The organism is Streptomyces sp. XY431, assembly GCF_001279805.1.
Lineage (GTDB): Bacteria > Actinomycetota > Actinomycetes > Streptomycetales > Streptomycetaceae > Kitasatospora > Kitasatospora purpeofusca.
This window is the reverse complement of sequence record NZ_LGDO01000005.1, coordinates 1-13,161: the sequence shown is the minus strand read 5'-3', so window position 1 is coordinate 13,161 and position 13,161 is coordinate 1. Positions and strand designations below refer to the sequence as shown.

The window sequence follows — 13,161 nt, the reverse complement described above, 5'->3', positions numbered from 1 at the left end:
GAAATATTACCTGCGCTCGCCCGACCACCCATCGTCCGGAAAGGACAGGTCAGTTGCGCAGACTGTCCGCGGCGTTCTCGGCCGCGCTCACCACGAGCGCGATAGCGGTCTCCCTGCTCGGTACCCCCGCCCAGGCCGCTCCCCCCACGCCCGCATCCACCATCTCCGCCGAGTCCGGCGACAGCGCCGAGGCCGGCGGCCTCGAGGCCCCGCCGGCGCCGCTCGCGCCCCAGGAGCGCGAGCGCCAGTCGCTGCGCACCAAGGCACTGGAACAGCTCAACAAGGGCGCCGTGGCCAAGACCACGGACCGCCGGGCCCCCGCCAAGGTGCGGGTCGGCAATGACTACGTCCAGCTCGCGCAGCAGCGCAAGGACAAGGTCTTCGTGATCCTCGCCCAGTTCGGCGACCAGGTGGACAACACCACGCTGTACAACGGCCAGCCGCGCTACGGGGGCACCCCCGGCCCGGCGCACAACGCCATCCCGAAGCCCGGCAAGAGCGACAACCACACGCTCTGGAACCAGGACTTCGACCGGCAGTACTACCAGAAGATGTTCTTCGACGACTCGCCCGGCGCGGTCTCGATGCGCAACTTCTACCGCACCCAGTCCTCCGGCCGGTACGACATCGAGGGCACCGTCAGCAACTGGGTCACCGTGCCGTGGAACGAGGCCCGTTACGGCTCCAACAAGGGCCCGCAGGGCTCCGGCGCCTGGACCCAGGGCCAGGAGTTCATCCGGGACGCCGTCAAGGCCTGGTACGACGGCGAGATCGCCAAGGGCCGCACCGCCGCGGACGTCAAGGCCGAGCTGGCCCAGTACGACGTCTACGACCGCTACGACCACGACAAGGACGGCGAGTTCAGCCAGCCCGACGGCTACCTGGACAACGTCATCGTCGTCCACGCGGGCGCCGACGAGACCTGGGGCGGCGGCGCACAGGGCGCCGACGCGCTGTGGGCGCACCGCAGCTGGACCTTCCCGGACCCGACCGGCCAGGTCGGCCCGGTCGGCAACAAGATCGGCGGCGCGCCGGTCGGCGACACCGGCCTGTACGTCTACGACTACGTCCAGGCGGGCGAGAACAGCGGCGTCGGCCTGTTCTCCCACGAGTTCGGCCACAACCTCGGCCTGCCCGACCTGTACAGCACCAGCGGCGGCGACAACAGCGTCAACTTCTGGTCGCTGATGTCCTCCGCCTCGTACCTGGGCAAGGGCAAGAACACCACCGGCGCCTACCCCGGCGACCTCGACGCCTGGAGCAAGCTGCAGTTCGGCTGGCTCAACTACGACGAGGCGCAGGCCGCCACCCGGTCCAGCCACGCGCTCGGCGTCAGCGGCTACAACACCGACCAGGCGCAGGCCGTCCTGGTCCACCTGCCGGACGGCACCACCAGCACCGACCTCGCCGACCCGCGCGAGGGCGCCAAGCAGTGGTGGAGCGACACCGGCGACAACCTGGACAACGCGCTGGCCCGCGACGTCGACCTCGGCGGGGCCACCGGCCCGGCCGCCCTCGACGCGGCGGTCTGGTACGACATCGAGCAGGACTACGACTTCCTGACCGCCGAGGCCTCCACCGACGGCGGCAAGACCTGGACCGCCCTGCCCGGCACCGTCGACGGCACCCCGATCGGCAACACCAGCGCCAACGTCCCGGGCCTGAGCGGCACCTCCGGCGCGTACCGGCAGCTGCACATCCCGCTGGACGCCTACGCCGGCCAGAAGGTCCGGCTGCGGCTGCACGTCACCTCCGACGGCAACACCCACGGCAAGGGCGTCCTGGTCGACGCGGTGAAGATCACCGCCGGCACCACCACGCTGTTCACCGACGGCGCCGAGAACGGCACCAACGGCTGGACCGCCACCGGTTTCACCGTCATCACCGGTCGCACCGCGGTCAAGCAGCACCCGCGCGCCTACCTGGTGGAGAACCGGCGCTACGCCGGCTACGGCGAGTTCCTGAAGACCGGCCCGTACAACTTCGGCTACACCGGGGTCGAGGGCAAGAAGGACATCGTCGACAACTACCCGTACCAGGAGGGCGTGCTCGTCTGGCTCTGGGACACCGGCTACGGCGACAACAACACCAAGGACCACCCCGGCGGCGGCCTGATCCTGCCGATCGACGCCCACCCGGCGCCGATCCGCTTCGCCGACGGCACCCTGGTCAACGGCCGGGCGCAGACCTTCGACGCGACCTTCTCGCTCAAGCCGACCACCGGGTTCACGCTGCACAAGGCCGGCGTCCCGGTGAAGATCGGCTCGGAGAAGGCCGTCCCGGCCTTCAACGACCGCACCGGTGTCTACAGCGACCCGGCCACCCCGCAGCTCGGGGTGAAGGTCCCGGACACCAACACCAAGATCGAGGTCGTCCGCGAGTCCCAGGGCGGGCGGATCACCACCGTCCGGGTGGGCCCCGCGTCCTGACCCCGCTGCCCGGATCCGGCCGCGCACACCCCGCACGGCCGGGCCCGGCAGTCCGAACCCCGGTGTCCTGAGCACCGGGCCTCCCCGTGGAAGACAGGTCCCACGGACAGGCAGACCGCCCCGGTCCTCCCACACGGAGGGCCGGGGCGGTCCGTTTCCCGCCCAACTCAGGCCTCGGCGCGCGCCCGCCGCAGGCTCAGCGCGGCGGTGGCGGTGCCGAACACGGTGAGGGCGCCGAGCCCGAAGACCATGTAGCGGGCGCCGTCCAGCGTGGAGTCCCCGCCGAAGCTCACCAGCGTCCCGGCCAGCGCCGAGCTCACCGTGAACGCGATCAGCTGGGTGGTGTTGAGACCGGCGGCCGCCTTGGCGCCCTCCACCTCGTCGTCGGTGCTGCGCATCGCCGTGACGCTCAGGTGCGGGAAGGCCGCCCCGATGCCGGTCCCGCCGATCACCAGCACCACCGCCCACAGCAGCACCCGGCCACCGGAGGCCTGCGAGGTCTGCAGCAGGCCGTAGGCCAGCAGGCCCGCCGTGAGCACCGCCGGGCCGACCCGGATCGCCAGCGAACGGGCCCGGTCCGAGCGCAGGTTGACGCTGAACAGCTGCGCCGAGGTCCAGCCGACCGACACCGTCGCGCCGAGGAAGCCGGCCGCCAGCGGGCTCAGCCCGCCCAGCTCCTGGCCGAACAGCGGGATGAAGGTCTCGGTCATCACACCGGTGCAGTACACCGCCACGGTCAGGTAGATCCACTTCAGGTGGTTGCCGCGACGGTAGGTCAGCTTCGGCAGCACGGTCGCCGACCCCCGGCGCTCCACCAGCAGGAAGCCCGCCAGCAGCACCAGGCCCAGCACGATGCACAGCGCCGTCGCCCAGCCGCGCGGCACGGTGGAGCTGATGCTGAACGCGCCCGCCGCGAGCGTCAGCAGCAGCAGCGAGGGCAGCGGCAGCGGTTCGGCGGTGCGCCCGGACCCGGTCGGGCCGGGCAGCGAGCGGCGGGCCAGCACGGCCAGCACCAGGGCGGCCACCATGAGCAGGACGTAGGAGCCGCGCCAGGCGTTCAGTTCGGCGAAGAGCCCGCCGAGCGAGGGGCCGACCAGCGTGCCCACGCCCCACATCGCCGACACCAGGCCGGCCGCCCTGGTCCACAGCCGTTCCGGCAGCGCGGTGCGGATCACCGCGTAGCCGAGGCCGGCCATCAGCCCGCCGCCCAGGCCCTGGACGATCCGTCCGACGATCAGCGTCTCCATCGACGGGCTGGCCGCGGTCAGCCCGGCGCCCGCGGCGAACACCAGGAACCCGGTCAGGTAGGAGCGCGAGGGCCCGAGCCGGGCGAGCAGCCGGCTGACCAGCATCGCGGCGGTCACCGCGGCGATCAGGAAGCCGGTCGCCACCCAGGCGTAGAAGCGGGCGCCGCCGATGTCCTCGACGATCGAGGGCAGCAGGGCGGCGGTGAAGTAGAGGTTCATCGCGTAGAGCGCGACACCGCCGGCCATGATCGAGGCCTGGGCGGCGTACTGCTTGGAGAAGAGGTCCCCCCAGCCGCCGGAGGGCGCCCCCGGCGCTGCTGCGGGAGCGCGATCTCCCTGGTCGGAGGGGGTGGAGGCGGTCTGGACGCGCGGAGTTTCGGTCACGTGGACACGCTATGAGTTCAAGTGAACTTCAAGTCAAGCGCTCGCACGGACCGCCGGAACGGCGAAAGGGCCCGCGGACGGCGGGCCCCGAGGACGGGCGGAGGAGCGGGTTCCGGGAACGGCGAAAGGGCTCGCCGGGTCCGACGACCCGGTCGGACCCGGCGAGCCCCGCCCGTCCGGTGGAAGTCCACCGGACGGGACCCGGTCGGGCGCGGCCCTCATCACAGGCTCCCCGCCGCTCCCGACCGGGGGCTCGGCACGCGAGGAGGATCGCTCCTCGCGCGTTCGGTGCCGTACCGTCCGCCGTGGGGGTGGCCGGACGGTACGGCGGTTCAGCCGCGGTCGGAGGCGCGCCCATCGGCAGACGCCCCCGACCGCGAGACCGCGTCCCGGATCAGTTCTCCGGGAAGTGGCAGGCCGCCTCGCGCCCGCCCGGCCCGGCGATCTGCAGCAGCGGACGCTCGGTCCGGCAGATCTCCTGGGCCTTCGGGCAGCGCGGGTGGAAGCTGCACCCGGGCGGCGGGGCGGCCGGGCTCGGCGGGTCGCCGAGCAGCACGATCCGCTCCCGTGCCCGCTCCGCGGCCGGGTCCGGCAGCGGCACCGCGGACAGCAGGGCCTTGGTGTAGGGGTGCGCCGGGTTGCTGTACACCTGGTGCTTGTCGCCGATCTCGACGATCCGGCCCAGGTACATCACCGCGACCCGGTCGCAGACGCGCTTGACCACGGAGAGGTCGTGCGCGATGAAGATGTACGCCAGCCCCAGTTCGTCCTGGAGCCGCTCCATCAGGTTGACCACCTGGGCCTGGATGGAGACGTCCAGCGCGGACACCGGCTCGTCGGCGACCACCAGCCGGGGCGAGGTGGCCAGCGAGCGGGCGATGCCGATGCGCTGGGCCTGGCCGCCGGAGAACTCGTGCGGGTAGCGGTCCAGGTGCTCGGGGATGAGGCCGACCAGCTCCATCAGCTCGGAGGCCCGCTTGCGGGCGTCCGCCGCGCTGCTGCCCTGGACCAGCAGCGGCTCGGAGATGATCCGGGCCACCGTCTGCCGGGGGTTGAGCGAGGAGTACGGGTCCTGGAACACCATCTGCAGGTGCTTGCGGTGCGGGCGCAGCTGGGCCTGGGTCAGGCCGCCGATCTCGGTGCCGTCGAAGTTCACGGTGCCCGAGGTCGGGTCGATCAGCCGGACGACCATGCGTCCGGTGGTCGACTTGCCGCAGCCGGACTCGCCGACCAGGCCGAGCGTCTCGCCGGCGCCGACGTCGAAGCTGACGCCGTCCACCGCCCTGATCGGGGCGCCGGGCTTGCCGGTGCGTGAGCGGCGGCCGGGGAAGGTCTTCACCAGATCCCGGACCGTCAGCAGGGGTTCGGTCATCCCAGGACTCCTTCCGGCACCAGCGGCAGGTGACAGGCGGCCTGGTGGCCGGGGGCGAGCGGGCCGAACTCCGGCCGCTCGGACAGGCAGCGGGCGTGCTCCTCGGCGGCGGCGGCGATGGTGCGGGCGCAGCGCGGTGCGAAGGAACAACCGGGGGCGGGGGCGATCAGCGACGGCGGGCTGCCGGGGATGGCCCGCAGCGGGGCGTCGTCGGTGTCGTCCAGACGGGGCAGCGAGTCGAGCAGCCCGCGGGTGTACGGGTGCGCGGGGGCGGCGAACAGCCGGTCCACGGGCGCCTGTTCGGCGGCTCGGCCGCCGTACATGACGAGCACTTCGTGGGCGACCCGGGCGACCACGCCGAGGTCGTGGGTGATCATCACGACGCCGAGTCCGCGCTGCTCCTGGATCCTGGCGATCAGGTCGAGGATCTGGGCCTGGACGGTGACGTCGAGCGCGGTGGTCGGCTCGTCGGCGATCAGCAGCTCCGGCTCGCAGGCGAGCGCCATGGCGATCATCACGCGCTGGCGCATGCCGCCGGAGAACTGGTGCGGGTACTCGTCGACCCGGCGGGCCGGCTCGGGGATGCCCACCTCGGCGAGCATCTCGACGGCGCGCTCGCGGCCGGCCTTGCGGGAGGCCTTGAAGTGCACCCGGTAGTGCTCGGCGATCTGCTCCCCGACCGGGTAGAAGGGGTGCAGGCTGGACAGCGGGTCCTGGAAGATCATGGCGATCCTCCGGCCGCGGACGGCACCGAGCTGCTTCTCGCCCAGGCCGTTGAGCTCCTGGCCGTCGAGCCTGATCGAGCCGCCGACCCGGGCGCCGCGGTGCAGGCCCATGACGGCGAGCGAGGTGACGGACTTCCCGCTGCCGGACTCGCCGACCAGGCCGAGGGTCTTCCCGGCCTCGACGGTGAAGTTGATGCCGTCGACGGCCCGGACGGTGCCGCGCGGGGTGTCGAAGGTGACCTTGAGGTCCTCGACCTCCAACAACGACGTCATCAGTACCTCACTCTCGGGTCGACGTACGCGTAGAGCACGTCGACCAGCAGGTTCGCGACGACGATGAAGAAGGCCGCGAGCAGGGTGACGCCGAGGATGACGGGCTGGTCGGAGCGGAGCAGGCCGTCGTAGAAGAGGCGTCCGATACCGGGCAGACCGAAGATCGACTCGGTGATGACGGCACCGGCCAGCAGGCCGCCGAGGTCCATGCCGAAGATGGTGAGGATCGGCGTCATGCCGGAGCGCAGACCGTGCTTGACGGTGACGGTGAGCGCCGGCATGCCCTTGGCGCGGGCGGTGCGGATGTACGGCTCGGCCATCGCCTCGATCATCGAGGTCCGGCTCTGCCGGGCGTACTGGGCCGCGTAGAGCAGCGCCAGGGCGGTCCAGGGCAGCAGCAGGTTGGAGGCCCAGGACAGCGGGTTGTCGGTGAGGTTGTGGTACGCGGGGTAGGGCAGCAGGCCCGCGGTCCGCACCACGCCCCAGATCAGCATGATCGAGGTGAAGTAGACCGGCAGCGAGGCGGCGCCGACCGACAGGACGGTGAGGACCTTGTCGATGACGGTGTTCTTGCGCAGCGCCGAGGTGATGCCGGCGCTGAGGCCGAGCAGCAGCCAGAGCACGGCCGAGCCGATGGCGAGCGAGACCGACACCGGCAGGCGGTCGACCAGCAGGTCCCAGACCGGCAGCGAGTACTCGTAGGAGTAGCCGAGGCAGGGGAAGCCGCAGTGGGTGGCGCTGGCTCCGCTGCCGTAGTCGCGGCCGGCGACGATGCCCAGGAGGTAGACGAAGAACTGCTCCCAGACGGGCTTGTCCAGGCCCATCGCGGCCTTGACCTCGGCCAGCCGCTCGGGGCTGCAGGTCTTGCCGCAGGCGGCCGCGGCCGGGTCGTTGGGCAGCAGGTAGAAGATGGTGAAGGTGATGGCGCAGATGGCCAGCAGGATGCCGGCGACGCCGAGCAGCCGGCGCCCGAGGTAGAGGATCACGACCGTCCTCCCTTCGGGTCGAGGATGTCGCGCAGCGCGTCACCGAGCAGGGTGAAGGCGAGGACGGCGACGAACAGGAAGACCGTCGGGATGAGGAAGTACGTCGGGTCGGTCTCGTAGAAGACGATCGATTCGGCGATCATCTGCCCCCAGGAGGGGGTCGGCGGCCGGACGCCCACGCCGAGGTAGGAGAGCGCGGCCTCGGTGGCGATCATGCCGGGGATCAGCAGGGTGGTGTAGGCGATGATCGGCCCGGAGACGTTGGGCAGGATCTCCCGGGTGAGGATGCGCCAGGACCGGGCGCCGCCGACCTTGGCCGCCTCGACGTACTCGCGGTGCTTGAGCGAGAGGGTCTGGCCGCGGACGACGCGGGCCACGCCGGGCCAGCCGAACAGGCCGATGACCACGGTCATCAGCAGGATCCGGTTGACGTCCCTGGCCACCGACATCATCGCGATCATGAAGATCAGCGACGGGAACGACATCGTGAGGTCCATCAGCCGGGACAGCATGCTGTCGATGCGGCCGCCGAAGTAGCCGGCGGCGATGCCGGCCAGGGTGCCGGCGACGACGACGACGGCGGTGGCGACGAACGCGATCAGCAGCGACACCTGGCCGCCGTGCAGGACCCGGGCGAACAGGTCGCGGCCGGTGGCCGGCTCGACGCCGAACCAGTGCCGGGCGCCGACGCCGCCGAAGTCGCCCTTGGGCAGGCCGCCCAGGTAGGCGTCGACGGCGCGCTTGTCGAACTCCTCGGCGTTCCAGCCGCCGAGCGCGCTCAGCGGGCCGGCCAGCACGGCCATCAGGACGAGGAGGACGACCATGATCAGGCCGAAGCGGGCGGAGCCCTTGGCCCACAGCTGGTCCCAGACCAGCCGCCAGGGCCCGCGCCCGGAGGCTTTCGCGGGGCCCGCCGCCGCGACGGGCGCGGCGGCGGGCTCAGTCGTAGTGGTGCTCATGACGGACGGTTCCTCAGCCCTGGCTCTTGGCGGGGTCCTTGAGACCGACGGTGGCCATGTCGATCATGCCGGCGTAGCCCGGGGCACCGAAGGCGCCGGCCACGTTGGTGCCGACCAGCAGCGCGCGGCGCTGCCACATGAGCGGGACGGCCGGGGCCTTCTGCAGGAGCGCCTCGTCCAGCTTCTTCCAGGCCTCGTTGGCCTCGTTCACGTCCGGGAGGGCCGCGATGCGGTCCATCTCGTCCATGGTGGCCTGGTCGCGGAACTGGCTGTAGTTGCCCTGGTTGCCCTTGTCCTTGATGGTGCGGCCGTCGAACAGGAAGGGCAGGAAGGTGGCACCGGACGGGTAGTCCGGGCACCAGCCGTTGATGGTCAGCTCGGGCGCGGCCTTGGCGTCGCCGAGGGTGTCGGTGAACGCCGACGGGTCGACGGTGTTGACGGTGACCGTGATGCCGGCCTTGGACAGCGACTGCTGGATGGCCTCGCCGCGGGTCTTGTCACCGAGCGAGACGGTGAGGGAGACCTTGAGGTCGGTCTTGCCGGCCGCCTTGAGCAGGTCCTTGGCCTTCGCCGCGTCGCCGGCGGCCGGGATCTTCAGCGGGTCGGCCTTGACGCCGCCGGTCAGCGACGGCGGCAGGAAGGAGGTGGCGACGTCGGCGATCGCGGGGCCGCCGAAGGCCGTGACCTGGGCCTCGCGGTCGACCGCCCACATGACGGCCTCGCGGACCTTCGGGTCGTCGAACGGCGCCTTGGAGGTGTTGAGGTAGAGGCTGTCGGTGCAGCCGGTGCGCTCGGCCACCATGCGGGCCTTGACGTCGGCCTTGGGCAGCACCTTCGCGACCGACTCGGGGCGCATCCAGGGCATCTCGATCGCGGAGGCGTCGGCGCCGTCGCTGGCGATGATGCGGTCGTCGACCTGGCCGCCCTTGAGGCCCTGGGTGACGACGATCTTGTCCGGGTAGGCCTTGCGGATCGGGTCCGTGGACGCGTCCCAGTTGCTGTTGCGGACCAGCACCAGCTGCTTGCCGCGGTCGTAGCTCTCGATCTTGTACGGGCCGGAGGAGAACGGCCGCATGTCGTACTGGGTGCCCTTCTCCTGGGCCGGCGGCACCGGCGCGAAGGTGGGCAGGGTCGCGGTGTAGGCGAACTCGGCGACCGGGCGCTTGAGGCGGAAGACGATGGTCTTGTCGTCCGGCGTCTCGATGCTCGCCAGGTGCTCGCCGGTCAGCGGGCCCTTGTAGTTCTCGCCGCCGGCCAGGTACTGGGCCGCGTAGTCGGGGCCACCGGTGAGGTCCGGGGAGAACGAGCGCTCGACGTTGTACTTGATGTCGGACGACTTGATCGGCGAGCCGTCCTCGTACTTCAGCCCGTCGCGCAGGGTGAAGGACCAGGTCTTGCCGCCGTCGGACGGGCGGCCGGTGTCGGTGGCCAGGTCGGGGACGATCTGGTTGCCGGCGTCACCGGGCTCGGCCTTGAAGGTGACCAGGGTGCGGTAGATCAGCCGGGTGCCGAAGTCCATCTGCGGCAGGGTCCAGTTGCGGGCCGGGTCGAGGTGGGCGAAGTCCTGGTTGGTCAGCACGGTCAGGGTGCCGCCCTTGACCGGGGTGCCGCCCACGGCCGTGCCGGTGTCGGCACCGGGTCCCTTGGTGGAGCTGGCAGCGGCGGTGTCGCCGGAGCCGCTGTCGCTCTTGTCCTTGCTTCCGCAGGCGCCGAGCCCGAGGGTGAGTGCCGCCGCGATGGCCGCCGCGAGGGCGGTCTGGGTACGCCTGTTCATATCTGACTCCGCAGTGGGGGGCCCGCCGAGAAGGCCCGTCGTCCAACCCCGGGGGTGGATCCGGGGCCCGGCCGGGAGGGCGACCTCAGGGGGTCTAGCCGCTCCGCGGTGTGACCCGTAACATAGTAATGTGAAATTGCACTGCACAAGAGGTGACGCCACCCGTTACCGAGCTGTGTCCGTGCAGCCCCCTCCTCCCCCGACTTCGCACCACGCATTTAGGAGTACCCGGTGACCCTCCGTCAGACCGGCCTCAACACCGGAAGCCACGACCTCCCGGTGTCCGCCGCGCTCAACGCCTTCATGGGCACCTCCTGGGCCCCCACCCCGCTCCCGGCCGAGGACCGCGTCCCCGGCTACGCCGTCACCCCCGGCCGGCGCACCCGGCTGTCCGCGGCCTTCCCCGGCGAGCGCCTGATCGTCCCGGCCGGCCGGCTCAAGGTCCGCAGCAACGACGTCGACTACCGCTTCCGCCCGCACAGCGCCTACGCCTGGCTGACCGGCCTCACCGGCGAGGACCAGGTCGGCCACGTGCTCGTCCTGGAGCCGACCGGCCCCGACGGCCACGAGCCCGTCCTCTACCTGCGGCCCCGCTCCCCCCGCGGCGGCGCCGACCCGGTGCGCGGCGCCGAGTTCTTCCGCGACCGCCGCTACGGCGAGTTCTGGGTCGGCCGCCGCCCCGACCTCGACGAGGCCGCCCGGCTCACCGGCGTGCGCGTCGAGCACCTCGACGAGCTGGACAAGCTGCTCACCGGCCCGCAGCCCGCCACCCGGGTGCTGGCCGGCGTCGACCCCGAGCTCGACGCCGCCACCGGCCGCCCCGGCCCCGCCGCGCTCGTCGACGCCGACGGCCTCTTCGCCGCCGTGCTGTCCGAACTGCGACTGGTCAAGGACACCTGGGAGGTGGAGCAGCTCCAGCTCTCCGTCGACCACACCGTGCTCGGCTTCGAGGACGTCGTCCGCGCCCTGCCCGCCGCCCTGCGCCACCACCGCGGCGAGCGCTGGATCGAGGGTGTGTTCAACCTCCGCGCCCGCGCCGAGGGCAACGGCATCGGCTACGAGACCATCGCCGCCAGCGGCGCCCACGCCGGCGTCCTGCACTGGATCCGCAACGACGGCGCGCTCGACCCGAACTCCCTGCTGCTGCTGGACGCCGGCGTCGAGACCGACACCCTCTACACCGCCGACATCACCCGCACCCTCCCGCTGAGCGGCACCTTCACGCCGGTCCAGCGCCAGGTCTACGAGCTGGTGCTCGCCGCCCAGCAGGCCGGCATCGACACCCTGCGCCCCGGCGCCCGCTTCCGCGACTTCCACGCCGCGGCCGCCCGGGTCATCGCCGAGGGCCTCGCCGACTGGGGCGTCCTGCCCGTCTCCGCCGAGGAGGCGCTCGCCGAGGACAGCGGCCTCTACCGCCGCTACACCCTCTGCGGCACCGGCCACATGCTCGGCCTCGACGTCCACGACTGCGCCAAGGCCCGCGCCGAGACGTACCTGGACGCCGTCCTGGAGGAGGGCCACGTGCTCACCGTCGAGCCCGGCCTCTACCTCCAGCCCGACGACGAGACCCTTCCCGCCGAGCTGCGCGGCATCGGCGTCCGGATCGAGGACGACCTGGTCGTCACCGCCGACGGCGCCCGGCTGATGTCCGGCGCGCTGCCCCGCAGCGTCCCGGCCATCGAGGCCTGGATGGCCGAACTGCTCGGCTGAGCCCGCGGTTGCCGGCCCCACGGCGGTCGGGCCGGCACCGTCAGGGGGCCTGTCTCCTGGACCCGGTGTTCCGGGTCCAGGAGGCAGGCCCCCGGGAACGGCCGCAGGGCCGCCGGGCTCACCGCCCGGCGGCCCCGGCCTCCTCCCACAACCGGGCCACGATCCCCGCCGCCGGGCCGCTCCGTGCCGCCCGGTGGCCCGTCCCGGCCCACAGGTGCATCGCCCCGGTGTCACCACGGGCGGCCGCGGCCGCCCGCAGCGGCTGGGTCAGATGGTGCACCTCCGGATAGGCGGCGGGCGCGTACGGCCCGTACCGGTCGATGAACGCGTTGCGCAGACCCCGCGCCGGGCGCCCGGTGAACGCCCGGGTCACCGCCGTCGACTCGAACTCCGTCAGCGCCGCCCGGTGCGCCGCCGAGGTACCCGCCTCGTCCGCCCGCAGCAGCGCCGTCCCCAGCTGGACCGCCACCGCCCCGGCCCGCAGCGCGGCCGCCACCGACGCCCCGTCCGCCAGCCCGCCCGCCGCGACCAGCGGCAGCCCCGTCACCGCCCGCACCCCGGCCAGCAGATCTAGCAGCGGGACCTCCCCCGGCCGGTCCGCGACCCCGTGGGTGGCCCGGTGCCCGCCCGCCTCCGGGCCCTGCACGCACAGCGCGTCCATCCCGACCGCCTCGGCCCGCCGGGCCTCCTCCGGCGTGGTCACCGTGCCCACCTGGAGCACCCCCGCCGCCCGCAGCGCCCGCGCCTCCTCGGCGGCGGGCAGGCCGAAGGTGTACGAGACCACCGCGACCGGGCCGGCGAGCAGCGCGGCGATCTTGGCGTCCCAGTCGTCCCGGTCCGGCCCGATCGCCTCCGGCAGCACGACCCCGTGCCGCTCCGCCTCGGGCCGCAGCCGCTCCCGGTAGGCGGCGACCGCCGCCGGGTCGCCGGGCACGGCCGGCACGAAGAGGTTCACGCCGAACGGACCGTCCGTCACCTTCCGGGTCAGCCCGATCTGTTCGGCCATGGCGGCGGCACTCCGGTAACCGGCCGCCAGGAAGCCCAGCCCGCCCGCCGCGTTCACCGCGGCCACCAGCTCCGGCGTGGTCGCCCCGCCGGCCATCGGTGCGCCGATCACGGGCACGGCGAGTTCGTCGAGTCGGACGGCCATCCGGGGATCCTCCGATCACACGGCACACGAGGTCGCCGACCACCCTACGCCCGCCGTTCCCCCGGCCTCCGCGCCGTCACCCCGCCCCCCACCCCCCCCCCCCCCCCCCCCCCCCGGGTCCCCCCCCCGGCCCCCCCCCCCCCCCCCCCCCC

Annotated in this window: 9 protein-coding genes; 2 read left to right on the top strand and 7 right to left on the bottom strand. The window is 72.7% G+C overall.

The window, feature by feature from the left end:
* Positions 1 to 53: 53 nt before the first annotated feature.
* Positions 54 to 2,429, top strand: a complete 2,376-nt coding sequence (locus tag ADK60_RS01535; RefSeq protein WP_234326221.1) for an immune inhibitor A domain-containing protein — start codon at positions 54 to 56, stop codon at positions 2,427 to 2,429.
* 167 nt (positions 2,430 to 2,596) lie between these two features.
* Here the strand turns inward: ADK60_RS01535 and ADK60_RS01530 are convergent, their stop codons facing one another.
* From ADK60_RS01530 to ADK60_RS01505, 6 genes are all read right to left on the bottom strand, one after another.
* The gene (locus ADK60_RS01530) at positions 2,597 to 4,060 is read right to left on the bottom strand and encodes an MFS transporter (RefSeq protein ID WP_053642535.1); all 1,464 of its coding nucleotides are present in this window, start codon (positions 4,058 to 4,060) and stop codon (positions 2,597 to 2,599) included.
* 394 nt (positions 4,061 to 4,454) lie between these two features.
* Positions 4,455 to 5,432: an ABC transporter ATP-binding protein gene (locus ADK60_RS01525; protein ID WP_079007962.1), complete on the bottom strand. Its 978-nt coding sequence runs from the start codon at positions 5,430 to 5,432 to the stop codon at positions 4,455 to 4,457.
* A complete protein-coding gene (locus ADK60_RS01520) occupies positions 5,429 to 6,430 on the bottom strand; it encodes an ABC transporter ATP-binding protein (RefSeq protein ID WP_045942534.1) in 1,002 nt (333 codons plus the stop codon). Before ADK60_RS01520 ends, ADK60_RS01525 begins: the two co-directional genes overlap by 4 nt.
* The gene (locus ADK60_RS01515; protein WP_045942533.1) at positions 6,430 to 7,416 is read right to left on the bottom strand and encodes an ABC transporter permease; all 987 of its coding nucleotides are present in this window, start codon (positions 7,414 to 7,416) and stop codon (positions 6,430 to 6,432) included. The genes ADK60_RS01520 and ADK60_RS01515 overlap by 1 nt, the downstream gene beginning before the upstream one ends.
* A complete protein-coding gene (locus ADK60_RS01510) occupies positions 7,413 to 8,375 on the bottom strand; it encodes an ABC transporter permease (protein ID WP_045942532.1) in 963 nt (320 codons plus the stop codon). The genes ADK60_RS01515 and ADK60_RS01510 overlap by 4 nt, the downstream gene beginning before the upstream one ends.
* A 13-nt stretch (positions 8,376 to 8,388) precedes the next feature.
* The gene (locus tag ADK60_RS01505) at positions 8,389 to 10,149 is read right to left on the bottom strand and encodes an ABC transporter substrate-binding protein (protein WP_053642533.1); all 1,761 of its coding nucleotides are present in this window, start codon (positions 10,147 to 10,149) and stop codon (positions 8,389 to 8,391) included.
* Positions 10,150 to 10,380: 231 nt separating this feature from the next.
* Here ADK60_RS01505 and ADK60_RS01500 point away from each other — a divergent pair, with 231 nt between their 5' ends.
* Positions 10,381 to 11,859: an aminopeptidase P family protein gene (locus ADK60_RS01500; RefSeq protein WP_045942530.1), complete on the top strand. Its 1,479-nt coding sequence runs from the start codon at positions 10,381 to 10,383 to the stop codon at positions 11,857 to 11,859.
* A gap of 118 nt (positions 11,860 to 11,977) precedes the next feature.
* Here ADK60_RS01500 and ADK60_RS01495 read toward each other — a convergent pair whose 3' ends face one another.
* Positions 11,978 to 13,009, bottom strand: coding sequence for a nitronate monooxygenase (locus ADK60_RS01495; RefSeq protein WP_053642531.1), 1,032 nt, complete (start codon positions 13,007 to 13,009; stop codon positions 11,978 to 11,980).
* Positions 13,010 to 13,161: the final 152 nt, after the last annotated feature.